At 56.0% G+C, this 23,270-nt stretch carries 16 protein-coding genes and 1 tRNA gene; 9 read left to right on the top strand and 8 right to left on the bottom strand.

Going from position 1 to position 23,270, the window contains the following annotated elements; all coding sequences use genetic code 11:
* Positions 1–24: 24 nt before the first annotated feature.
* Both ACP146_RS24815 and ACP146_RS24810 read right to left on the bottom strand, forming a co-directional pair.
* Positions 25–1,494 (bottom strand): M48 family metalloprotease, encoded by a 1,470-nt coding sequence (locus ACP146_RS24815; RefSeq protein WP_422369438.1) that lies wholly within the window; start codon positions 1,492–1,494, stop codon positions 25–27.
* Between the two features lie 30 nt (positions 1,495–1,524).
* A complete protein-coding gene (locus ACP146_RS24810; RefSeq protein WP_422369437.1) occupies positions 1,525–2,364 on the bottom strand; it encodes a thermonuclease family protein in 840 nt (279 codons plus the stop codon).
* Positions 2,365–2,513: 149 nt separating this feature from the next.
* Between ACP146_RS24810 and pip the strand changes: the two genes are divergently transcribed.
* From pip to ACP146_RS24795, 3 genes are all read left to right on the top strand, one after another.
* Positions 2,514–3,464, top strand: coding sequence for a prolyl aminopeptidase (pip, locus tag ACP146_RS24805; protein ID WP_422369436.1), 951 nt, complete (start codon positions 2,514–2,516; stop codon positions 3,462–3,464).
* Positions 3,465–3,814: 350 nt separating this feature from the next.
* A tRNA-Arg gene (locus ACP146_RS24800) sits at positions 3,815–3,891 on the top strand.
* Positions 3,892–3,941: 50 nt separating this feature from the next.
* A complete protein-coding gene (locus tag ACP146_RS24795; RefSeq protein WP_422369435.1) occupies positions 3,942–4,238 on the top strand; it encodes a DUF736 domain-containing protein in 297 nt (98 codons plus the stop codon).
* A gap of 230 nt (positions 4,239–4,468) precedes the next feature.
* On the opposite strand, the gene ACP146_RS24790 is transcribed toward ACP146_RS24795, so the two are convergent.
* From ACP146_RS24790 to ACP146_RS24770, 5 genes are all read right to left on the bottom strand, one after another.
* Positions 4,469–7,960 carry a DEAD/DEAH box helicase gene (locus ACP146_RS24790; protein WP_422369434.1) on the bottom strand — a complete coding sequence of 1,164 codons (3,492 nt, stop codon included), beginning with the start codon at positions 7,958–7,960 and terminating at the stop codon, positions 4,469–4,471.
* Positions 7,947–8,723, bottom strand: coding sequence for a Hachiman antiphage defense system protein HamA (locus ACP146_RS24785; protein WP_422369433.1), 777 nt, complete (start codon positions 8,721–8,723; stop codon positions 7,947–7,949). The genes ACP146_RS24790 and ACP146_RS24785 overlap by 14 nt, the downstream gene beginning before the upstream one ends.
* Positions 8,724–8,847: 124 nt before the next feature.
* Positions 8,848–11,493 (bottom strand): RNaseH domain-containing protein, encoded by a 2,646-nt coding sequence (locus tag ACP146_RS24780; protein WP_422369432.1) that lies wholly within the window; start codon positions 11,491–11,493, stop codon positions 8,848–8,850.
* Complete coding sequence (locus tag ACP146_RS24775; RefSeq protein ID WP_422369431.1) at positions 11,483–15,058, bottom strand: hypothetical protein; 3,576 nt, start codon at positions 15,056–15,058, stop codon at positions 11,483–11,485. The genes ACP146_RS24780 and ACP146_RS24775 overlap by 11 nt, the downstream gene beginning before the upstream one ends.
* Positions 15,055–16,350: a hypothetical protein gene (locus tag ACP146_RS24770; protein WP_422369430.1), complete on the bottom strand. Its 1,296-nt coding sequence runs from the start codon at positions 16,348–16,350 to the stop codon at positions 15,055–15,057. Before ACP146_RS24770 ends, ACP146_RS24775 begins: the two co-directional genes overlap by 4 nt.
* A 266-nt stretch (positions 16,351–16,616) precedes the next feature.
* On the opposite strand from ACP146_RS24770, the gene ACP146_RS24765 reads away from it, so the two are divergent.
* Genes ACP146_RS24765 through ACP146_RS24755 form a run of 3 tightly spaced genes read left to right on the top strand, consistent with a single transcriptional unit; the run spans position 16,617 to position 18,972 of the window.
* Positions 16,617–17,243 (top strand): type IV toxin-antitoxin system AbiEi family antitoxin domain-containing protein, encoded by a 627-nt coding sequence (locus ACP146_RS24765; protein WP_422369429.1) that lies wholly within the window; start codon positions 16,617–16,619, stop codon positions 17,241–17,243.
* The gene (locus tag ACP146_RS24760) at positions 17,233–18,147 is read left to right on the top strand and encodes a nucleotidyl transferase AbiEii/AbiGii toxin family protein (RefSeq protein WP_422369428.1); all 915 of its coding nucleotides are present in this window, start codon (positions 17,233–17,235) and stop codon (positions 18,145–18,147) included. The genes ACP146_RS24765 and ACP146_RS24760 overlap by 11 nt, the downstream gene beginning before the upstream one ends.
* A 21-nt stretch (positions 18,148–18,168) precedes the next feature.
* On the top strand, positions 18,169–18,972 hold the full coding sequence (locus ACP146_RS24755; RefSeq protein ID WP_422369427.1) for a TIGR02391 family protein: 804 nt from the start codon (positions 18,169–18,171) through the stop codon (positions 18,970–18,972).
* A gap of 5 nt (positions 18,973–18,977) precedes the next feature.
* Here the strand turns inward: ACP146_RS24755 and ACP146_RS24750 are convergent, their stop codons facing one another.
* Entirely contained in the window at positions 18,978–20,213 is a 1,236-nt protein-coding gene (locus ACP146_RS24750) for a tyrosine-type recombinase/integrase (protein WP_422369426.1), read from the bottom strand.
* A gap of 491 nt (positions 20,214–20,704) precedes the next feature.
* Between ACP146_RS24750 and ACP146_RS24745 the strand changes: the two genes are divergently transcribed.
* The 3 genes from ACP146_RS24745 to ACP146_RS24735 all read left to right on the top strand — a co-directional run bounded on the left by ACP146_RS24745 (position 20,705) and on the right by ACP146_RS24735 (position 23,181).
* Positions 20,705–22,027 (top strand): hypothetical protein, encoded by a 1,323-nt coding sequence (locus tag ACP146_RS24745; RefSeq protein WP_422369425.1) that lies wholly within the window; start codon positions 20,705–20,707, stop codon positions 22,025–22,027.
* A gap of 186 nt (positions 22,028–22,213) precedes the next feature.
* Positions 22,214–22,606, top strand: coding sequence for a DUF423 domain-containing protein (locus ACP146_RS24740; RefSeq protein ID WP_422369424.1), 393 nt, complete (start codon positions 22,214–22,216; stop codon positions 22,604–22,606).
* On the top strand, positions 22,603–23,181 hold the full coding sequence (locus ACP146_RS24735) for a histidine phosphatase family protein (protein WP_422369423.1): 579 nt from the start codon (positions 22,603–22,605) through the stop codon (positions 23,179–23,181). Before ACP146_RS24740 ends, ACP146_RS24735 begins: the two co-directional genes overlap by 4 nt.
* Positions 23,182–23,270: the final 89 nt, after the last annotated feature.

The following is a 23,270-nucleotide window of genomic DNA, read 5'->3' as shown; positions in this document are numbered from 1 at the left end:
TCTTCAACGCTTCAAGGTTCTTGCCTATTCGGCGATGATTTTCACCGATTGGCCGCGTTGCAGCACGACATTTTCGTCGAAGCCGTTCAACACCAGGAAACGCTTCAGATTTTCCTCGGCAAAAGGCATGCGGGCAGCAATCTTTCCGGGGTTGTCGCCCGCCTTGACCTCATAAATCCTGACCCGCCGCGGCTTCAGCTTCGCCGCTTCGGCATCGCTCAGCCTGCGGAAGCTGTAGGTGGTCTCCCGGAAGCCACGGTTGAAGCCGGCGGTCTGGTCCGGCTTGGTGATGAAGAGAAAGCGATAAATCGTCTTGGCATCGTAGCGCAGAGTCAGCAGGCGCAGGTCCTGCCGGCCGTTGCTGGCGCCGGCGGTGGCGGCCTTCAGACCGTTCACCTCGATCGCCTCGAGCCCGGAGAGGCGCAGCTTCTGGCCCCAGACGTTGGCAAGGTAGTCCGTCATCGATCCGTCGTAGGCCTTGGGCGCGCGGTCGAAGACGATTGCCGCCGAGCCGTCGCTGTTGCGCGCCAGAACCTGCCTCGACTGATTGTAGAGACGGAATCCCTCCGGTACCTCGAAGGCGAACTTCAGTTTCGGATGCGCGAAGCTGCGGCCACGGATGTAGCCTTCCTCGGGCTTGTCGCCGTAAAGCATGCCGTCGATCTTCTGGAAGTAGATCTCCCGCGCCCGGATCGGGTCGGCAACCGGATTGACGCCGGCCTGCTGCAGGGCGCGCTCGATACGGTCGGCGGTGCGCGGGTGGGTCTGCATGATGTTGAAGGCATCGGCCTTTTCCGGCTGCCCGGCCAGCGCCGCCTCGAGCCGGCTGTGCCCCTGAAGCTGGGTGAGGAAACCGGCCATGGCCCGGGTGTCGTAGCGCGCCCGGCCGAGATAGCGGCCGCCCAGCATGTCGGCCTCGAATTCCTGCTCGCGCGAATAGCTGCGGACCAGCAGCGCCCCCAGGGTGCCGCCGGCCTGGGCCGCCGGGCCGCCCAGCAGCACGCCGAGCCCGGCCCCCGCGATGTTGGCGGCCATGGACTGGCCGTAGCGCTCCGCCGTGTGGCGGGCGGTCACGTGGCCGATCTCATGCGCCAGCACACCGGCCATCTCGGCCTCGTTTCCGGCCAGGGCCAGCAGACCGCGGGTGATGTAGACGTAGCCGCCGGGCAGGGCGAAGGCGTTGACCACTGGGGAATCGAGGATGGTGAAGGTGAACTTCAGATCCGGCAGCTCCGAGGTCTGGGCCAGAAAGTTGCCGACCGAGGTCACATAGGCGTTCAGTTCCGGGTCGGTGTAGGAGCCGCCGTACTGCGCCATCACCTTGGGGTGTTCCTTGCGCCCCAGTTCGGCCTCGCCCTCTTCGCTGAGGCCGCCGGTGAAGATGGTGCGCCCGGTCCCCGGCGCTGTGGCGCAGGCCCCGAGCAGCGGCAGCAGCACCGCGAAAACCGCAAGGACGCCGAGGGGGCGTTTGAGGGAATCGAAGAGCGCGGACATCATTCCTCCAACAATTCAATCGGCAACCATTCAATCGGGCAACAGTTCGATCTGCTCGGGGTGGCTCGCCTCAATCATCGGGCCGTTGCGCGACTTCAGCCAGCCGCGCACGCGCAGACGTTTGCCCTGGTAGGCCGTCAGGTCAATGCCTTCTTCCGCGAACAGCCCGGCGGCGCGCTTGCCGATCACGATGGTGAAGTCGCTGCGCCAGTCCTCGGCAAAGTTCAGATAGGTGTTGCGCCCGGCCCGGCCCACCGCGACCACGCGCCCCTCCACCAGCTCGAAACCGCCGAGCCAGCGCCCGGCCTCCTCCGCCATGCGCAGAGCATAGAAGGGATCGGCCCAGATGCCGCGCCGGGCGGCCCGGGCTTCGCCCTCCAGGGCCAGCATCTCGGCGATCAGGCTGCGGTTGTCGTCGAAGCTGTAGACCCGGGCGAGGCCGGCCGCCAGGATCGCCCCCTGCACCCAGCGGGGCCCTCCCCCTGCTTCGCGCCCTTCTTCGGGCCCTGCTTCGCGGACAAAAAGATGGGCGAGGACGCGGCCATGACGGTCGCCGCGGCGGCCGCCGAAACCCAGATCGACGGTCTTGCCCAGGGTGAGGTCTTCCAGCAGCGCCTTGGCCTCGCCGGAGAGCGGCCAGGGCTCGAAGCCGGCCCGGCCGAGCGGCAGTTTCGGCGCCTGGATGCCGACCAGGCGGATCTCCCGCCCGTCCGCCAGCACCAGGGTGTCGCCGTCGACCACCTCGGCCACCCGGCCCGCCTCGCCGGGACTGAGTGCTTCCTCAAAGTCAGCGGGCGCCGCCGCCAGGGCCGGCCAGGCGACGGGCAGCAGCAAAACGGCCAGCAAAAGGCGCAAAACAGATCGCGACATGGCAACCAGTCTACAGGGCCGCCCCCGCCCGGGCGAGAGGTGCAAGACAAGCAAGGCCGCCTAAGCCCTAAGAAAGTTGGCACGACGCGGCCGCCTGGGATATGCAGGAAGCCGGGCTTTGGGGACACAAAGAGGAAGAGGCTGGCCGGATGCTCGCGCAGGACCTGTTTTCACCGATCGAGCCCTACGACAGCGGGCGGCTGGAACTCGACGACACCCACAGCATGTATTGGGAGGTCTCGGGCAACCCGACGGGCCGGCCTGTGGTCTTTCTGCATGGCGGGCCCGGCGCCGGGGCGGGGCCGGATCACCGCCGCTTCTTCGATCCGCGCCACTACCGCATCGTGGTCTTCGACCAGCGCGGCGCCGGCCGATCCACACCCCTGGGCGCCGTCGAGAACAACTCCACCCAGCACCTCATCGCCGATATGGAGCGGCTGCGCGATCACCTGGGCATCATGCGCTGGCATGTCTTCGGCGGCTCCTGGGGCTCGACCCTGGCGCTGGCCTACGCCCAGGCCCACCCGGAGCGGGTTTCCGCCCTGGTGGTGCGCGGCATCTTCCTCGGCAGCCGGGCGGAGATCGACTGGTTCCTCTTCGGCATGGCCAGGGTGTTCCCGGAAAACTGGCGCAACTTCGCCGCCGCCGTGCCGGAAGACGAGCGCGGCGACCTCATGGCCGCCTACCGCAAGCGCCTCTTCGACCCCGACCCCAAGGTGCATCTGCCCGCCGCCCGGGCCTGGAGCGTCTATGAGGGGAGCTGTTCCACCCTGCTGCCCAGCCCGCAGACCGTCGCCGCCTTCGGCGAGGAGCGCCACGCCCTCGGCCTCTCGCGCATCGAGGCGCACTACTTCGAAAACCATGTCTTCCTGGAGGAGGACGCCCTGATGAAGGGCCTCGACCGGATCCGCAACATTCCCGCCGTCATCATCCAGGGCCGCTATGACATGGTCTGCCCCATCGCCACCGCCGACGCCCTGCACCGCGCCTGGCCGGAGGCCGACTACCTGGTCGTCCCCGACGCCGGCCACTCCGCCATGGAACCCGGCATCCGCCGCGCCCTGGTCGCGGCGACGGAGCGGTTCAAAGGGGTGGAGTAGCGTGACAGAGGCACCCTTCGAGACGGCGCTTTCGCGCCTCCTCAGGGTGAGGCCGTACTAAGCCCTCATGCTGAGGAGGGCCGCAGGCCCGTCTCGAAACATGGCCGCCCGCATTGCCTAATCCGGCGCATTGGCCTATCTAAAGGCGGCTTACGCCGCAGCGGAGGCCCCGTAGCTCAGCCGGATAGAGCGACAGATTCCTAATCTAGAGGTGAAGTCGAAAATTTCTCATAAAAACCAAAGCGCTACAGTGCCCACATATTTTGCGAACCGTATGCGCAGTGAAGTTACGAGAAGATGCGTGAAGTTCACGACATACGGACATATAAGATTGGCAATGCACAAAACTTGGCCCCGTAGCTCAGCCGGATAGAGCGACCGCCTCCTAAGCGGTAGGTCGGAGGTTCGAATCCTCCCGGGGTCGCCATTCCTTTTCTGTCCATACCGGAGACATGGTTTGTAGTTTCCCCGGGACGAATGGGTTGGAGAGCCGGTTACAAACTAACCATCTGCATTCTGACGGCGAATACGAAAGCACACATCGTCACGGGTGATGACAAATCGAACAACAGGACGCCGGACTTTCGAGTCTTCGGCGGCGATACCGAACTGGGTGCGGCCTGGAAAGCGCGGTTGAACGGTGATGACGCAATCGACTATCAGCGCGTCATGCTGGACGATCCAAGCTTTGTTGAAGCCGTCTACGCGGCGCTATTCGAGAAAGATCGGTCCGCCGATCTGGTCTGGAACCGGAAGAAAAACAGTACTGCTTAGGCGCCGAGCAAGGAATAGAGTATTACAAAACCTCGGACAAAATCATCAATTGTCTGAGGAAAAGTAACATTCTGCATTCGCCGCTTCATAGCAGCGCTAACGGCTTGTCGAACTTCTGGGCGACAGACGTCGTGTGTTGCCGCAAACCGTGAAGCTGACAATTAAGCGACAGCGTTATAGGTGGCTATCGCCCACGGTGGTTTTTTGACAACCGCTAATCCATAGCCGTGTCATGTAACTGGTCCAAAGGCGGTAAGGTTGATCCCACTTTTGTCATCGGTGATCGTTGCGCGAAGGAGGCTATTTGGCGAGAGCGCCGTGTGGTCGTTAGCTGTACCGATGTGCTTAAAGTCCGGTGTAGCGACAATCCAACTTTCGTTTTCTTTGGCGACTCTGACCGGTGCTCCGGGAGTGACTTCTTCAGGGGTCTGCCACGTGCAATTGACTGTAGTTTCTGTTTTGCGCCAGACACGGCTCGCATCGGCGGTACTACCAGCGCGGAAATCAAGCCAGGCAGGGCGTGACGCAGGCGTTGGCCATTTGTCACTTTGTTCGCGATTGGCGATGTCATCTGATCTGAGCCAATTCCTGAGCCCAGCCATGTCACTGAATGTTGCGTTTGTTTCATCCACTGCGGCAAAAGCACCAGTTCGCGAGGCGAAACCAGACTTGATTAGCAAGGCGACTGGAACGGCGAGCGCACCCGTCTCTAGCGCCGTAACGGCAAGGCTCGTTTCATAGTCGTCCACAGTCGTCCCGTCTGCGATCATTGTTTGAAGAGCGCTAGCCTGAACTCGGACTGCTTCCATTGCCCAAGGCAGTCTGTAGATCAGCGCTTCCTCGATAAAATCCAGCGCAGCTCGATCAACTTCTTGGCCGACACCCACAAGCAGTGATCCGCGCAGCCAGTAGTCGGTTAGTTGGCGCCAGTTTGCAGGTACATCCTTTGGTTTGAACGGATCTATGTTGAAGACCAGTTCGGCAAAACTAATAATTGCAGCGACCGCACTATCTTGGTCATCTGTCAGAATTGCGCCATTTGCGGCGATGAGAAGTTCGGTAAGTTCCTTTGCTTGAGTATCAAGTGTCGCACCTGTGCGTAAGCCAATTCCAGCGAGAAAATAGGCGCGGCGCTGCTTTGCACTTGTCTTCTGCCACAGATAACTCGTCCTGGCCTTGAGGCCTATATCGAGAACCGTTTGAACTGTCTCGGTCTGGCGGGACATTCGCCGTTTCCAAAGTGATGAGTGCAAAAGCGTATCGAGTGCTGCTTCGATGTTTTCTTCGTCAAACTCCGCTTCTCCCATCAAACTGAGGATTGCAGTGTCGAGAAGAGCTAGATAGTCCTCCCATTGTTGGTGCTCGCTTTGTGCTCTTTCAGCATCCTGTCCATCTGTGACCTGAAAGTCCCAGGCAGATTGGTTTGCAACATATTCGGTAAGCTGCTCCTGGGTTGTGATCCCGTTCTTGTCGATCATCCGTGCCATGAGATATCTCACAAGCATGAACAGACCGCTTTCCATCTCCTTGCCGCCGGAATCGTCTATTAGTTCTTTCCAAGTCTTTCGGTTTTTGGTGTGGTCCTTGAACATAGGTAGCAGAACGGTACCCTCGACATCGATAAAGGCGCGTCCAGCACGACCGACGACATTGCGAAATTGAGAGACCTCAATGACATCACGCCCTCTTTTGAGTCCGTGAAAAACAAGCGCTGTAGCCGTCAGGTTAAGTCCCTGCGCCAGAGTCGGCGAAGATACTGTCACTTTCAGCTTACCGGCTCGTAAGAGCCGCTCGATCTCTCTGCGATAAGGCGTCGGCAGAGAGCCATGATGGACGGCTACACCAAGTTTTAGACATTCCAGCAGAGGATGGTCCTTGGCGAACCACTCCTCCCCTACGGATAGGGCGACAGTGAGATCGACTTCGTCTTCGGTGATAAGTGAATTGAGCAAGCCCTGTTTGTGCAACTTAACAATTTCGCGCGCATAAGGCTCTACTGATCGTTTCATCGGACAATAGACCAGGACTGTTTGACCGTCTTCGATAAGACGCCAAGCAGTGGCAAGACAAAGCTCGCGTTGATCATTGGGAAACGGCTTCTTTCGTCTTTTGCTTGGGGCTTGTCGCGCCTCAATGAAGTTTGCGACCCAGGGTGAGTCTTCACCCACATAGATTTCAAGGCGGCCTTTGCCTCTGCGCCACGCCACTTCGCCATAGCGTAGGCGCGTTGGTCGCCAAGGTTTTTCGATGAGCCCCGTTTTGCCGTCGTCGGTCAGCCACCCGACGAAGTCTTCCAACCGGTCGTCGTCTGGCAGGATGGCCGACAGACATACGATGCGGCGTTGGCCCGCGTCTTCGCGTCGCAAGAGGCGCTGGATCTGCACCTCATAACGCACTTCGCGCTCGCCAAGGCCGATCATATGACCTTCGTCGAGGACGATAAGGCCAATATCATCAAGTAGACCCGGATCATTGCGAAGTGCAAAATCAAGTTTTTCCGGTGTTGCGACAATTATGTCTCGCGTACGAAGCAAATCTTCATCGCTACGACTTGACCCGATCGCGCCGTAGAGACTTGAAACCGACATGCCAAGCGGTGCGAAGGTACGCTGCAGTCCTACCTCACTTTGTGCCGACAACGCCCTTAGGGGCGTCACGAACATCACTCGCTTGCCGGCTGCGAGACACGCAAGAATGGCCAACTCAGCGATTCTCGTTTTACCTGCGCTAGTTGGCAGAGATATGACCATATTGTCAGTCAAATCGAGGGAGCGGGCGGCTGCATCAATCTGCGACGGCCACAGGTCGATTTCCGCGCGGCTACGCTTGTAGAGCGACGCGATAAAGAGGTCGCGTAGTTCCCGCCACCGATCGAGATGTTCCGTATCCGGCTCGCCAGGGGGCAGCCGTTCATGAAATGACGCCGCCCACAGATCGCCGACGAGAAAACGCGCCAAGCGATGTGCCCACCAACTTGCTACCATGCCGGACTCGCCGGCAATATCCGCCCCGATATCAAACCGGTTTTGAGCGGCCTCTACCAGCGGCGCTTCCCCATGTTCAAAGCCGAGCATAGCTTCCGCCACGGCAGAGATAAACTCGTCTTCTAGCGCTGTCATCAAGGCTTCTATAAACGGGTTCTCGGTCTCTGGCCCAGCATGAGCACCGTTTTCGTCCGTTGCATTGAGCGCCGCAGCTAGCCTCTCGGCGATTACGTCGTCTTGACCATTGGCTGATCTTTTGTAGGCGCGGACGAGATTATCGAGGCGATCCAAATCCCGGACCATCAGAAGACAGAGTGCCTCTTCAATGATCGAGAGGTTAGCGCTTTGTAGTCTTCCATTAAGCAGTGAGAAGGCGCGAGCCGAATAACGCGCTAGATGATAGGCCGATGCCGCGACGAAACGATGGAAATCCGTTTCTGATCGATCCGGTCCGTTGTGAATGGCGGATTCGATTGCCTGTGCCGCAACTTCAAAGGCCGTCTGCGCCGCGTCAATTGCACCACTGCGCTCAAGAAGATCCAGCCCATCACTTAGGAGCGTGTATCCATAGGAGAGAAGGTCATGGCTTAGGAGAATCGAGAAATCTGGCGCGTCTGCTGGTAAACGACCGCTACGCCAAATTTTGCTGCGCGCTTCGCCGCGGGCGATGAGCCGTCCACGAAAGCCCGGTGTTGCAGCTTCACGCACCCGTGCTTCAACTGCCTCAACCGACGCCATTGAGGCTCACTTCCTGATAGACCGCCCTAATGAAATCCTGATGGGATGCCACGCGCAGGCCCACAGACCATTGTTCGATCTTCCCCTTGTAGGCATTTAGATCGTTTTCGAGGTGCTTAGCCGGATCGTTTCCAGAGAAAGCGAAAATCATATGGGTAAGCTGGTCGACCGCGATACCAGTTTCACGTTGGGCATCATCGATCCGGTCGCTGATCTCGATCCTGCCTTCCTCCGCTAGACGATCGGCGAAGAAAGCGAGAGCATGGGGACTTGGTCGTCCGTTTGTAGCTTTGAGTGCCTTCCGCGCATCCTGCACGGGCGTTTTTGTCAAGTTGGCCCGACTTTTGGCTTCACCTTTGAGGAACAATAGTCGGTCAGGATTGTCTGGGTCGGCCGTTACCGCGATCATGTCGTCGCCACGCATCGCTTGTTCGCGATGATCGCTCCAGCGCAGCTTTCGGAGCGTCTCACTAAAAATCGTCTCTTCTTCAATAAAGGCGACAGCTAATACTTCACAAAGATCGCCCGAGCGCCCCTTCTGCTTTGTTGGCAGTTTGTCTTCGACATAGGCTGCCGTTTTTGTCTTGCCCAACCGTGCGAACATTCGTGATAGACGTGGCATAGCCGCATAGTGTTCAGGGAGTGCATCGCGCAGGACTTCAACGCCTTCCGATACGCCCTTATCGTCGGCCGTGAGCAACGTTAAATTATGGCCGTTGACTTCTTTCTCCTCCTCCTCGCACCATTCACTGTACCGTGTCATCCCTTGCCCTCACATGCTTCGTCTCTCGAACTGCCTTTCGTCTATCCTAATAATATAGATTGTCATGATTCGAGATGGCCTATGTTCTTTATATTCTTCATACATACTGGTTTAGTTGGGCGCGCTAAAAATTGATTGATTTACTTAGCGCGTGCAGCTCATGCAGCGGGAACGGCAGCCGCGTGTCGTCTTTGTAGTGTGTATGTTGAGAACGTAATCGGTGAGCCAATAATTGCAGCTGAGATACGTCGTCATTTGGTTGGACGAAGATGGCGGATAACTCGTCGAGGGCAGACGCCTTTCGGTGTTTACGGTCGGAACGGGGATTAACCGTATCTGGATCATGCCTTGACTGAAGTAACTGCTTTCCATCGTTTTTGAGAGTCATAGGCTTCTTCTTAGCACCGTAGACAGTACGAGTGGCGCCGTCCCAGTTGAAGAGCCCGCCCGTCCACTGACTGTTGTTATCGTGTGAATAAGAAGGGAGTTCATCAGCATTTGCGTTGACTCGAATCAGTCGCAAACTCGGTAAATCCGATGGCGTATATGTTCTGCTACCAACCGTCAGAGTATCAAATCTCAACTGGCCGTTTTGGAGTGCAGGTACAAGACTTCGCAGCGTGGCGCCATCGAGGAATACCTCCACCGCTATATCGGTGCGGTTGAGATGATCGAGCGCATCATTGATGTAGTTTGCAAACAGCATCCTGTTTTCCGCATTTGATCGTCGCGTGTAGCGCTCATAGGCGCCCATCAATATGTCGAGAACCAAATACGCGTAGGGTTTCCATTCAGGCGATTGGCTTGAGTTGGGGAGTGCGCCTTCCAGCTGGCCTTCCCGAATTCGGACCGCCACAGGTACGGATTGGGCGGTAATCCTGGAGCTTCCGTCCCTTGTCTGATTTCGCTGAATCACACCGATCGCGGCAGGCACATACGGCACTGCGTCAGCTCCGAATGGGACAACACCGAGCATCCTGAGACAATCAGCAACGGAGGCGCGGTATTTGTCGTTAGTGCCGTCATCCTCTGATAGAACAACCTTCGGAAGCAATTTGTGCTGAGCCAAAACGCGCCGACCCAATTGATAGGGATCGAGATTTTCGCCTCGCAGGCTCGCGGGCATTTCGATTATGGCGCAGCCGACCCCCTCAATCTCACCGAGCCGCGCTCTCAGATACGACGCCATATCAGCTTCCGTGGCTTCGTTTCTGTCGTCTTGTTGTCTTGCCCTGATTTTCGTCGCCTGGGCGTCTGTCATGCCCTCAAGATCTTCGCGCGGAATGTCTGCCTCGGGAAGTGATTGGGAAAAGAGCCCACCTGGTGTCGCGATCAACGAAATCACAAGACCATCAGCCCACATGAGCTGATCGCCTTTCTTTCGATCAGGCACGCCAAGTAGTTTGACGAGTTCTTCCTCAATCAAAGTTGGCGTTCTGTCGCGGGTACTCAATACAAGGAAGGTTAGTGCCGAACTGATCCCAAGTCCGCTCATCGCATGCAGGAGCTGACGACGGCGGCCTGCGGCCTCTCCGCCGCTTGCGAAATCGGTCTTAATCGGCAGTTGACCAATAATGCGGCGCATGTCGCCCGCTCGAACAAATCCGATCTCGGCCAGGGGCGTGTCTAGCGATCCTGAGATATCGCTACGATCGGACCAGCCGACCCCGCTACCGCCCGCCAAATATCGATCGCCGCTGCCTGGCGCCAATCTCGGCAAGACCCAGGCTCCGTCATAATCTTGAACTGGCGCCATAAAGTCGGCATTCGACAGAGGGGCTGTTCCGGTCAGTTGGCGGACAATTTCAAAAACGCTGCGGTCGCGTTTTGAACCCCACTTGGCCTGAATGTCTTTTTCTTCGCCGCGGTAACGAACCCCATCCCAGTTCTCAACGAGCGCTTTGTACCTGATCCGTGAATGGCCATAGCGCTTGTAGTCGGAGGGTTGCGCACCACTCTGCGGCATAAACAAATCCAATGAGCGCGATGGGCTTGACGATACGTCATAACCACGAATGGGACCCCAGTTCCGGATCGAGGCGTGCGCCAAAATGTGAATGCCTTGCTCAACTCTTTCGGGAAAAGTCGCTGTCTTGAGCGTGACGACTTCCGAAAACAAAGCATTAGCATTCGGCTCAAACTTAGGTGGAAAAGCCACCAATTCGATGCCTTCGTATGTGCCTGATTGAGGCGTCTGTGCGATCCAGGTCTTTGTTTCGCCCGACGTGAATCTAACTTCTGTGCCTGAGAGTTTCTGCGCTGCCAGCGCTGCCAGCGCGCTGAAAACGAGCGGGTCTTCGGGCACTGCACACACGCCGTCGCCCGTCTTCATCAATGTTGAGACACTAAGGCTCTGCCACTGCGCGTCGTCGTTGGCGCTGTTTGCGACGGCGGTTCGCATCTCAGCAGGCTTGTCAGGGTAGAGATTAGCGAGCCAAAAATTGAGTGCGCTGACAGCCCTTAGGCGGATATCTTGGAGGTCTGATGGTGCCTCCAGCAGGTAAATTGCTAGTCGAGGTTGTCCAGCGCTATTCTTGGCTTGGCTGTCCATGAAGGACACCTCGGGCACAAAAAAGGCCAGTATCTCCGACAACCCCGCAAGCACTACGTTGCTGTATTGAGGCATACCCGGTTTCTTCGATTGAGGTGCCCAACTCAACAGAGTTTGATAGTGATCCTCCGGTAGCATGAATCGCACAAGACTGACTTTATGCGGAATGTCTTTCGCGACCCAGGCACCTACGGTCAGACTGTCTGGTTTACTCGCCATATCGTAGGCCCTCCGTATTCTGCAATGCGTCGTAGAAAGGTTGATAAAGTAGGCGTGCGACCTCAAACTCACTCGGATTGCTTCTTTCGCTTACAGCGAGCCGTAACTGCACAAGACACTGAACGAGTGCGCTGGAATTAGGCGTATCCAAACGACCGGCGTTCCCGAACGATAGCGGCGCGAACGCGTAGTCTATAAAGCCAGCAAAAACTGGCCGCCCACCGCGAATACCGCGTCCGATCGTTTGCCAGAGAGGCGTCAGCATGTCCCACGCGAACTGTGCCTTGTACTCCGCCGGTAACGTCATATAGCCGCCGCGCCCCGCTTCGAGACCGTACCGAACAATGTGGTTAGCCGCATGGCGTATTCGCTGTGCGCGGTGCGCGACAGTCTCCTGATCGTCCAAAGTCTTGACACCATGATCAAAGCGCGCCTGGGCAAACCGATTTAATCGGCCAATCGTCGGGCCCAAGTCATCGGGCCGGGGATGAACGCGATGTAGGAAATAGATCGAAGATATCGCGGCAACATGATGGCGATTGAGAATATTGTGCCCCCGCGCAATGACCTGTATTGGCGCAACAAGCACCGCGCATTCATCTTGTTCGCCGAAGCGCTCAACAAGTGATCGGGGCAGCGGGCGAGCAACCTTCGGGCCTGACCCAACTTCAATCGTCGCTGTATCATCGCGATCCCGCACAAGGCAGTGTACTGACCAGTCCGGATATCCGTTTTTCCGAAGTGCGTTTGCCAACGCATCAGCAGTGATTGCGGCATCTGCATAGCTATTTGTCACCAGCAACGCTCGGCGACGGTCGTCAAGCGCATCCTCTCGCCAGCCCGCCCAGCGCACTTCCATCCGTTGCCAGTCGCGCTCGAACTGGTTACGGCCGTCGCTTGGAGAGGCGAGTCGCTCTGCTATTGCGGCGAGGTTTTCCGTGCGGCGCTGCTGCGGAGCGCCTGAAACTCGATACTGGTGGCCGTCCGGATCTCGGACCGACACAAGCGCGAAGCTTGAATGTCCAATCGCTTCAAGTTCCGCTTTGGGCTGCAGCAGAACACCTTTAACGGGGGTTTGAACATCGAATGACGGCGATGAGCATTCCATCGGCTTGCCGGTCCTCGGGTCGGTGGTCGTGACTGATCCACCAGCCCAACTTGTTCCAGACAAGAGAAGCGTGTGAGGTCCGGCTTGGCCTTCACTTTGAAGAAGATCGTGAAGATGGGTCAGTAGGTGACGTCCCACCCCTAGATGGCTGATCAAGGTGAGTTTACCGCCCATCGCACTTGCTTGCTCCGTATGCGGCTCGTCATAGAAAAGTCCGAATGCGGCACCAGCCGGATTCGCCGGCAGAAGCGTGCGGTAGTTCCTGATGAGGCCGCTTGCTTGCCCCAGCAAATATCCGTCCTCAATTTGAAAATCCCTGGCGACAGCGGCTTGAGTTTTGACGAGCCAGTTATAATGGGACAGAGCAAGGTCGGTGACCGTTGCTAGAACGAGCGCTAATGCGACATGACGAGGCCTAAGATCGCCGGTTTGCTCAGGCAATGTGGCAGCATTGAATACGCCTAACCGCCCTTCAAGTTCAGCTTCGACGTCAGCAATAATGCCTTCGTAAAAATCCGTCATCAGAAGTTGGCGAGCGATCTCCTGAAGCGCCTCTGCGGCATCACCGAACCGTGTGTCGTTGAATTTCGGTCTCTCTTGTGACTCCCGACCGTCTTCAGATACCGATGCGCCCTGGGTGTACTGGTTAATTGATCCAGCCACCTTAATGACATCAAGAAACTCCTGTGCGAAAACCGGATCATCAAGCGATATTGCACTGGTCTGGTCAGTGTTCGCTGTGACGCGTCGGCGCCAAAGGTCATAAAGGATGCTGCCAGCCGTAAATGGCGTGTCTCGGTAGAAGGGCTGCAATGCCTCGCGTTCATTCTGAAGCATCGCATAGATCGTACCAATCAGGCCGAAGAAGGTGAAAAAGTTCGATTGCCATTTCGCATTCACCGGCTTTCGAAACTGGCTGCCGCTTCTTAGCCGCAATGCTTCTGAAGATCTAAGACCAATGCTGGGCGCGTAAGTGTTTTGCTCATCGCCCATGATGGGCGCTCGAGGTGCGAAGCTGTCATCGAAGGACTTTTGAACGCCATCCACTTCATCAATGATGACGAGATCATATTCGTATTGCAGAAGCTCGGGCAGACTCAGCCGGTACTTCGTTGTCCATATGTCTGGCGTCATATGCACAAAAGCCGCAGGGGTCATGATCAACACTGATGCGTCGACGGCATCACGCTGTTGGCTTTGCGCCGGACAGATAGCCCAAAGCGGACACGAACTTGCATTCGCTCGATCGCCTACATCGTCCGGGCTTGCACTTTTATCATTATCGTCTCTTGGCGGATCTTGATAAATGCGATGGCATTGTTTTTCCGGGAATCTCGGATAGCGCCAGTCGTCATCGATCTCGCCGTCAATTAAGTCAGGGTCAGTTTGCGTCCCGTCTAACGGACAGGCGGTGCTAAAACCTTCAGCAAGATCGCCAAGGGAGGAGAGATTCCACCCTGTCTCATGCAGGCTGCGTTGCCAGTGAATGGACTGAAGATGTCCTTCACGATTTCTTAGGCTGGACAAAACGGTGGCACCGATCCCATGACGCTGCAGCCGAGCGGCGAGGGCCGCGCCGTACATGGTGTCGGATACAAGGACAGCTATTCTCTTTCGCGCCGTGCCCCGAGTCAGTGTAAGGAGAAGCGCCGTCACAAGTGTTGATTTACCCGACGACAACATGCCCACAAGATGCGTTGCACCATCGAAGGTGAACGCCTCGCCGTCAAAGAATCCTCCAATGTCTTGCGCCTGTATCTTGCTGAGACGTTTGCACAGTTGCAGCGGCGGCAGGCTGTCAGACGGCCAATCCGCTTGCGCTTCTCGCTCGTCCACCTCGTCGGCGACGCGCTTTAGTTCCGTGAGCGTGACTTTGATCGGCGGGTTGGTTGATCGCGGTTTGAGATCGTAACCTCTAACTGATTGTTGATCTGCGGGTACGGCTGGGATCGTGTAACCGACCTTCGCTTGCTGGCGATTGAGAAAGACTGTTGCTTCGCCGGGCTTGGCAATCTGATGACGGCGCTCCGTCCAAGGCACACGCTCCTCAAGCCAGCTTTTAATAACGGACAAAAGCGTCTGCGCGGCGGATGCGCGCTGTTCAAGAGAGTCGTTCTTGACGTCAAAACATCGCAGTGCTTCAGACGTGTGCGAGTATTGCACCAACGCGTCAATCCACGCCGACATGGACCCAAATCGAGAACAGAGGTGGCGGATATTCGTCAACGCTGTAATCGCTGAGGCGTCAGGGTCGTCACCAATGAGTTTTGGATATCCCATCATTAGGGCGGGAACGGATCGAACACTTTCGCTTGGCAAGTGCCGCCACAAAAAGGCTAGGCAAAGCTCTGTCTGCGCAAGAGTCCTGCGTCTTTCTCTATCAAAATCGAGAGATGACGGATCGACGGCCGCAAGCGCATCGCGATAGTCCTCTAGGAAAGAGTCGCTAGACCTCATAGCCTCACCTCCAAATCAGAGAGCAGGCCTGACAAGGTTCGAAGGGCGACTTGGGCGTTTCCAAGGGCCGCACGCGCGGCACGAAAACGGCGCTCGTAATCTGAAACGGCATTGGGCAAATAGTCGGGGACAACGAGATAACACTCGTAGTTCGTGATGTACTGTTTGAAACCGCCAAATCGCGCCGCTAATACGTTGGGCGAAAGATAGTCTTTTACGTCGATCGCGACCTGCTGCGTGCTGTTCGGGGATGTCGCGGTGAGGTCAACCGTGTCGAAATCCGGCCAGAGATCGCATGCCCAATTGGCGTCGCTAAGCGTTTCGGCAAGGGCTGTCTCTGTAAGGCCAGGCAGACACCAATATCTGCGGAACGGACGACGCAATTGCATCGTCGTAGCACGCCATGGATGCGCGTCATACTTGCCTAGTTTCGCAAGGTCGATTGCCGTCGGATCGCGATACTCAGTGTGGAAGCCCACACGTCCACGACGCAGTATCGTTCCACTAACCTTACAAACGGGAAGAGATGAGCCGACGCACAACGCCTCAGGGACTCGTTGATAGAAGGCATAGAGAATCTCGTTGATTCCCTCTACAGACGTTAAGATCGGTGCCGTGGCGAGTGCTGAAATGGCGTTGTCGATAACTGGATGAGTGATAATGAATTTTCGGAAATCGGCGTAGACTTCTTGCCCGTCCTCGCGATTGCGGCAGATATTCATTAGAAGTTGATAGCCAGCATTCTCCATCAACTCCGCTTCCGGATCGCGTCCCGGCGCTGCCAGATCGGCGCACTCTTGGGTTGTTTCGCCATTTAGAATGAGGGCGGCAGCTGTGAAGTCTCCATCCGGATCCCAAGACAGATCGATCTTCCATTTGTAGAGCGGCAATTGCGCGAGTGCCGCGAGCGTCGCTAGATCAGTCGGCCAACGATTGTCGCTGTTCGTCGCTCTTCGCGCGCCGGCAATGTCGAAAACGCGCTGGAGCGTCGATGGGTATCCGCTCTTGATCCATCCGTTTGCATCAATTTCGTCTTGGAGATCTGCCAAACCGCGCGCAAACAAGCTAACCATTTGGTGGTCGTCATGGCTTGGCGGCGGCCGCTGCGATAGTGCGCGGAGGCGGGCATGTACATCAGTGGGTACGGCGCTGTCATTTTCAAAGTACCGATAAAGCGTCGCCCTGCCGATCCCCAACGCCCGCGCCGCCGATGATTTCCAGCGTCGACCATAGCCGAGGTCTGCCTGAAAAAGCTGCTCGCATTGCGCGTAGAATTTTGATTTCTGAGGCACTCGACCGCCCGTATGAGACATTTGAGACAATAATCAGGTTATTTGTCTCAAATGTCAAGGTCTTTACCTGAAGCTTTTTCTGTTTGGGATCTTTGGAATAAAGCAATTGCCTTGAACTGGACTTATTGGACGGATCCGCATCCAAGTTTGCTGCAAAAGCCAAGACAGTATGAGAGAAGCAACGTGCCGTTCTGAAAGTCATGGTCCATTTGGACTCTGCGTGCTAAAAAGTCGGAGTTTGAGCGTAAACTCCGACGATTTAGCACATGGAACAACAAGCATTCAAATCGCAACGGGAAAGAGCAGTCGAACTCCTCACGCGCCATGGCGTGATGCGGCAATCCGATCTCACGGCCCGCGGGGTTCATCATGAAACCCTGGCGCGCCTCACCGAAGGTGGTGTGCTGCTGCGAGTGTCCCGTGGACTCTACCAACTCGCCGGCGCAGACGTCGATGCGGCCCATAGTCTGGCGGAAGTCGCGAAGCGGGTTCCGAAAGGCGTAGTCTGCCTCACATCCGCGCTCCAGTATCACGAACTCACAGTCCAGACGCCGAGACGCATTTGGCTGACGATCGGCTATAAGGACCGGGAACCGAAGATCGACTATCCGCCTGTCCGCATCGTGCGCTTCAGCGCCAAAGCCCTTGAGCTCGGCGTCGAAACACACAAGATCGACGGCGTTGACGTCAAAATCTTCAGTCCTGCAAAAACCGTCGCCGATTGTTTTCGTCTACGTGGACGCATCGGCCTGAACGTCGCCATCGAAGGTCTCCAGAACGCGATCAATATGCGCAAGACCAAACCCGACGACATTGTGCGCTTTGCTAAGGAAACACGCATCTGGTCCGTACTCCGGCCCTATCTTGAAACGGTGCTTGCGGATGAAGCGTGACATCACCAACGTCGCCGCGTCCGTTAGGGCCCGGCTTCTCAACCAAGCACGCACGTCCGGCACGGATGTCCAACTGCTGACAATCCGATATGCCCTGGAGCGGCTGCTCTATCGGCTGAGCGTATCGGCCCATAAGGACCGTTTTGTGTTGAAAGGCGCCATGCTCTTTCCCGCTTGGACCGACGATGTCTTCAGGCCGACCCGTGATCTCGATTTACTCGGGCATGGTGACAATACGCCGGAAGCGCTTGCAGAGACGTTTAGGGAGATTTTCCGCCAAGACGTCGAAGAGGATGGGTTGGTGTTTGATGCAGAAGCGGTGACTGCGCGGGTCATTCGCGAGGAAAAGGTTTACAGCGGCGTACGGATCAAATCCGTTGTGCGGCTTGGCACTGCACGTTATCCGGTTCAAGTCGACATCGGCTTCGGAGATAAGATTACTCCAGAGCCGGATGAGCTCGATTATCCAACGATCCTTGAGTTTCCGGCCCCACGTTTGCGTGCCTATCCCCACGCCACCGTAGTCGCCGAAAAATTCGAAGCCATGGTGCAGCTCGGTCTCGGCTCGACGCGCATCAAAGACTTCTATGACCTGACGGCGATTTCACGCCTATTCGAATTTGATGGGGCCATCCTGGCCGAAGCTATTCGAAACACCTTCACTCAGCGAGGTACCGATATTCCCGCAGATAAACCACCGCCATTGACAAGCGAATTTGCTGACAAGCCAGAGAGCATTCGTCTTTGGCGCCAATTCATCGAAGATGACGCAATGCTGGTGAAGGATACGAACTTCGGCCCAATCCTTGATGAAATCGCGGCCTTCGTCCTCCCACCGGCAACTGCTGCTATTCAAGGTCAGCGGTTCGATCGTCATTGGCCGGCCGGTGGGCCGTGGAGGTAAGAAACGGATCGTTGAAACCTAATGGAAAAGACATTTAACGCCGGGGAAATCGAAGCCATCGCCCGAGCACTGGGGCATACGGAAGATGGACTAACGGGCTCGGAAATCGGGCATCTTCTCGCACAATGTCGAATTCAAGATGTTGAGCCTGCGGCCACGAAGTGGATTCGCTTAAACGACGCTTTCGTCACTAGACAGAATACCAGCCAGAATCGCCGCGCCATTCTCGAATTCATTCGCCAAGCGATGCAGCCAGCACGTCACATCAAATCTCCGGAGCGCTTCGAGGTGCTTCGCACACATCTTAATAGAGCGTTGGCCTTTTCAGGCCTTGCTGTGGAAGATACAGGGGCCTTGGTTTCTTCGGAGGCAGTTTCAACTCTTCCGGAAGCGGATCGAAGGGCGAACGAGCTAAGATCATCCCTTCAATCTCGCGGTGTTCATCCAGACGTGCTCATCTTCTGTAGAGCGGAACTCGTCGCCGACAACTATTTCCACGCCGTTCTGGAGGCGACAAAAAGCGTCGCCGAAAAAATCACAATGAAGACTGGTCTCTCCGACGACGGAGCTGAATTGGTCGATAGAGCTTTGACGGGTAGTCCGCCCATGCTTGCCATAAATTCATTGAAGTCAAAGAACGAACAATCGGAGCAAAAGGGTTTCGCCAACCTAGTCAAAGGTATTTTCGGCATGTTTCGGAATCCAACGGACCACGCGCCGCGCATCACTTGGCAAATGGACCGCGAAGATGCTGAAGACCTCTTATCGATGATCTCGCTCGTGCATCGGCGGCTCGACACCGCTCAAATGCCGCCGCGAGCTTAACCGCTTTAATCGCCTGTCCGACGGTTAGTACGTCCCATCAAACGCAATAGCTCTGCGCTGATCAATTCCTGATCGCTGAGCAGTTTGTCGAACAACGCTTTCTCATGCACGTACACGCCGTCGATGCCTTGCACCGTCTGGTCGAGAAGCAGCCGTCGATTAATCGGATCTACCTTTATTCTCTGGGCCACCGTTCGGTGCGTGTGCCGAAGAATATGGCCGGTTTCGCTCGGCAACGACCGCTCCTTCCAAACTTGAGTAGCGATCAACGCGCCAGTCTTGCTGCTACGCGAGGGGTATAGCCATTTCGCGCGTGGATACATCATATCGGAGAGTTCAAGAGCCCGTTTCGCGATGCTGACCATGTGCGTAGAGAGTGGTAGAGCGAAAGACCGGCCGGCTTTCATCTTAGGGATTAGAATCGCGCGTTCTTCCAGGTGGACCCATTCGCGCTCAATCGAAACTAGATAGCGCGGCCGCAGACCAGAGAAGATTCCCAACTCATGCATGGTGCTCCGGAGCGGGTTGCGCAACGCGGTCACACGCTCCCACCAGTGGGGAAGGTCGTCCGGCATGATCACCCGTTCGGAGCCGCGTTCCTTGTTGAAGGTGACCGCTTTGACCGGATTGTCGGGCAAAGAATCCGGATCGTCGGCGACGCGCAGGGCGATGTTGTAGGCCGCACGAAACTCGCGAAAAGTTTGGTTTGCGCTGACTTTGCCGTTCTGAGTGGTGATTTTCTTGTGACGTTCTCGGCACATGCTCCGCTTAATGTCCGCGATCAGATAGGAACTCCAGTCCTTCAGGTGCCGCTCCTTTCTTGCGAGCACATTTTGGATGTTCTCTTCGGAGCAATCGCGTGCCCGCATGTCCGCCGCATACTCCTCATACATATGCTGGAGCGTCCATGATTCCGCGCGTGGTTTGTTGCCAGAATCGTTGGGGTCAACGCCATCTTGAATAGCAGCGATCACCTTCATCGCCTCCCGCCGGGCATCCTTGACGGTCAATCGGTCGGCCGTCCCCAAAGTCCGGCGGACGGTCTTGACAAGCCGGCGGCGTCCATGATCACCAACCCATAGGTCGCGCTGCACCTTGTACGATTTGCTGCGTTTGTTGACAGCCAGCATCAAGCCTTTCACAGCCGTATCGCGAACGGTGTATGGTTTGTCGGTGGGTTCTAGAGAGCGCACCAGCGCTTCTGTGAGTTTAGTCGGTTTCAGGGCTTCCTGCGCGGGCATCTATCTCACTCCAATTTGCGATTTAATTCATCCCGCCAGGTCTCATTCGTCGCCTTGAGTGTTCTGTCGACATCCCATTTGCGAACCGTGTAGATTCAATTTTGCGAACCGTCTGCAAACCGTGTTAAGCGAGAATTCGCGTGTACATCTGTGACGAACTGTGAACTCTTGTGATTTTTAACTCATTGAAATATAAGGTATTTTAGAAGAGATGTGACGTCAAATGAATTAGCAGGTAGACCTATATTGGCGTTTCCTAATCTGTAGGTCGCAGGTTCGAATCCTGCCGGGGTCACCAGCCCAACTTTGTCTCCGTAGTTCCGATCTTTCGTAGGTGTCGCTGTTTTGAAATCAGAACGGCAAACATCTTCGGCAAAAAAGTTTTGAACTACTCAGAAACAAACATCAATCTATAGGAGAAAAGTGAAATCTTGGGAAAGTGATTTGAAACCCAATAGCTACATATCGTCAGCAAAAAAATTCACATCGCATTGGCACTGCTTGCGCTTTCCGTCGGGTACTTCTCGTGGATTGAATATCAAAAAAAAGACTTTGGAAGATTTCTGTCTATAGTCGATTCTGTCTTGAGCGTGCGGGATACTATTCAATCATTTGATTCATCCGCGAAGCAATTGACGAGAAAAGACGTCCAAGCTTTTTCTACCACTGTGCGTATCGAGAATTCTCACAGAATGCTCAGAAGAGCCATGGGCGAAACTAAACCAACAGGATCCTCAGCGCAGGAAGAAGATTCGAATGCAGTAGTCTACTACGACGATGACACGCCAATTGACGGCGCTTTTTTCATTGAAGACAGTGAGTTAAGGCTTGATCCAGGTAAATCCTGCTCGCATGCTTTCTTCAGATTAAGCGGAGCAGAATTATCTTTCGCTGACCCTCAGTCGTTTACAATACAAAGAGGAACTATAGTACAGCATCTTAAGCAAATTCCTTTATCACGAATTTACTTGGTGGTTCCCTCTCACAACTGTGCATTAGCCGCTGGAGGTTTTTGGTATGCACTTCTCGTGGACACACGAGAAGAAATTGGGGACTGGGTGATTGCATTAGAACCAACCCATTATGACTACATATTTACTGGTAAAAATCAGAGTTTTCTCGATAAACTGGCCAACCCTCATATAATAAAATCAATAGAATTTAATAAAGAAGAATGGTTGGGAAATTACGATGAAAAAATAGTGAACGATTTTCATGTAGCAAATATTTATACATACTTCACTATTCGTGAATTTAATAGATCTATATTTTCATCAGCAATATCTATAACAGGTAATATTTACTCGAGAAAACAAATATCGGATGCGGCGAGTGATCTTTTTCAGCAAAAATCCGTAGAAGCAAACATTTTTGGAATAAAAACAACGCACCTACTTTTCATTCAAATATCACCCATAATTGCCAGTATTCTATTCTATGTTTTTTATAGAAGACTTAGAGAGATAGCAAAAATACCATATGTCGACATTGAGGAACCATGGCTCTTTCTGAAGATAGACAATTTTTTTGACTATGCATTATCACTTATATGGATGGTTTCACCAGCTGCTTTTATTTTATACATATACTGGTCGTTTGCTGACATAAATGGTGCTGTATTAAGAGTTTTTGGTGGATATATTGATGTGAGATTCGAATTCTACTCTGAATCATTTATTAATTTACACAAGAGCGGCGAATTTCAAGGTTATTTTGCAACATTATTACTAATATTGATGCTATTTATTTTGTACTCTATCCTCCGCGCTCAAATTTATTTGTTCACAATTATTCAAAGATACCGAGTGCTATGAAATCCAGCGCGCGGGTCAGTCAAAACTAAGAGGGCTGCCCGAAAGCAGACTTCCAGATCGCTATGCTTCCTGAGAAGCCATGCGAAATTCATAGCTTGCGAGTCACAATACAGTCGGCGGTTTTCGTGCGGCAGTCATAGTTGAAGGCTGGCACAGCGCCCATGGCCTCGCCTATGCTCCGCGGCTATGCGGATTCTTTGGATAGTTCTTGGCCTTCTGGGCCTTGGCGCGGTGGCGCTGGGCGCTTACGGCAGCCATGGGGCGGCCTTTGCCGATGCCCGGGCGCAAGACGTCTTTGACACCGCGCTGCGCTATCACTTCGCCCATCTCGCGCCGCTCGGTCTGGCGGCGCTGATCGGCAGTCTGGCGCCCGCCGCGGCATGGCGAGCGGGTCTCGCCGCCATTCTTTTGCTGGCCGGTATGGCGCTGTTCTGCGGGTCGCTCTACCTGAAGGCCCTGGGCCTCGCCGAGATCACCAACCCCCTGGCGCCATCAGGCGGTTTCACGCTGATGGCCGGCTGGCTGGCGCTGGCCTGGGCGGGACTGGGTCTCCGCCACAACGGCAAAGGAAATCCATGAGCCGTGTCTTCTTCATTACCCATCCGGAGGTGGCCATCGACCCAGCAGTGCCGGTGCCGGACTGGCCCTTGTCGGAAAGGGGCAAGGCACGCATGACGGCCTTTGCCGCCGGGCCGGCGGTGGCCGGGATCACCGCGGTCTGGTCCAGCGCCGAGCAAAAGGCGCGCGACGGCGCGGCGATCCTGGGCCGGGCGCTGGGGCTGACGCCGCAGGTGGAGCCGGCGCTGCACGAGAACGACCGCTCGGCCACCGGCTTCCTGCCGCCAGCGGAATTCTGGCCCCTCGTGGAACGCTTCTTCGCCACGCCGGAGGTCAGCGTCGAGGGCTGGGAGCGGGCGGCCGATGCCCAGGCCCGGGTGCTGGGCGCCATCGCACGCATCTGCCAAGCCGAAAAGACCGCCGGCGACATCGCCCTGGTGGCCCATGGCGGGGTCGGCGCCCTCGCCCTCGCCGCGCTCAGCGGGGCGGCGATCAGCCGGAATTACGACCAGCCCGGCGAGGGCGGCGGCAACTACTTCGTCTTCGCCCGCCAAGACAAGGCCCTGCTCCAAGGCTGGCAAAACATCGACGGCTGACGGGCCCGGCAAAGACCGTTGAAAGCTGGATCGTTTTCGACTTACGTCGAAGCGGTTCCAGCCCGCTCCCCCTCCCGGCCACCCACTAG

The sequence above is a fragment of the Pelagibius sp. genome (assembly GCF_965249265.1).
Classification (GTDB): domain Bacteria; phylum Pseudomonadota; class Alphaproteobacteria; order Kiloniellales; family Kiloniellaceae; genus Pelagibius.
Note: the sequence above shows the minus strand (reverse complement) of the source record. Positions and strands in the feature narration are given on the sequence as shown.

Excerpts from the sequence above, each read along its gene's own strand:
- ACP146_RS24810 (WP_422369437.1), bottom strand. The coding sequence starts at position 2,364 with ATGTCGCGATCTGTTTTGCGCCTTTTGCTGGCCGTTTTGCTGCTGCCC.
- ACP146_RS24785 (WP_422369433.1), bottom strand. The coding sequence starts at position 8,723 with ATGACACGGTACAGTGAATGGTGCGAGGAGGAGGAGAAAGAAGTCAAC.
- ACP146_RS24775 (WP_422369431.1), bottom strand. The coding sequence starts at position 15,058 with ATGAGGTCTAGCGACTCTTTCCTAGAGGACTATCGCGATGCGCTTGCG.
- ACP146_RS24750 (WP_422369426.1), bottom strand. The coding sequence starts at position 20,213 with ATGCCCGCGCAGGAAGCCCTGAAACCGACTAAACTCACAGAAGCGCTG.
- ACP146_RS24740 (WP_422369424.1), top strand. The coding sequence starts at position 22,214 with ATGCGGATTCTTTGGATAGTTCTTGGCCTTCTGGGCCTTGGCGCGGTG.
- ACP146_RS24780 (WP_422369432.1), bottom strand. The coding sequence starts at position 11,493 with ATGGCGAGTAAACCAGACAGTCTGACCGTAGGTGCCTGGGTCGCGAAA.
- ACP146_RS24760 (WP_422369428.1), top strand. The coding sequence starts at position 17,233 with ATGAAGCGTGACATCACCAACGTCGCCGCGTCCGTTAGGGCCCGGCTT.
- ACP146_RS24755 (WP_422369427.1), top strand. The coding sequence starts at position 18,169 with ATGGAAAAGACATTTAACGCCGGGGAAATCGAAGCCATCGCCCGAGCA.
- ACP146_RS24765 (WP_422369429.1), top strand. The coding sequence starts at position 16,617 with ATGGAACAACAAGCATTCAAATCGCAACGGGAAAGAGCAGTCGAACTC.
- ACP146_RS24735 (WP_422369423.1), top strand. The coding sequence starts at position 22,603 with ATGAGCCGTGTCTTCTTCATTACCCATCCGGAGGTGGCCATCGACCCA.
- ACP146_RS24815 (WP_422369438.1), bottom strand. The coding sequence starts at position 1,494 with ATGTCCGCGCTCTTCGATTCCCTCAAACGCCCCCTCGGCGTCCTTGCG.
- ACP146_RS24795 (WP_422369435.1), top strand. The coding sequence starts at position 3,942 with ATGGGTTGGAGAGCCGGTTACAAACTAACCATCTGCATTCTGACGGCG.
- pip (WP_422369436.1), top strand. The coding sequence starts at position 2,514 with ATGCTCGCGCAGGACCTGTTTTCACCGATCGAGCCCTACGACAGCGGG.
- ACP146_RS24790 (WP_422369434.1), bottom strand. The coding sequence starts at position 7,960 with ATGGCGTCGGTTGAGGCAGTTGAAGCACGGGTGCGTGAAGCTGCAACA.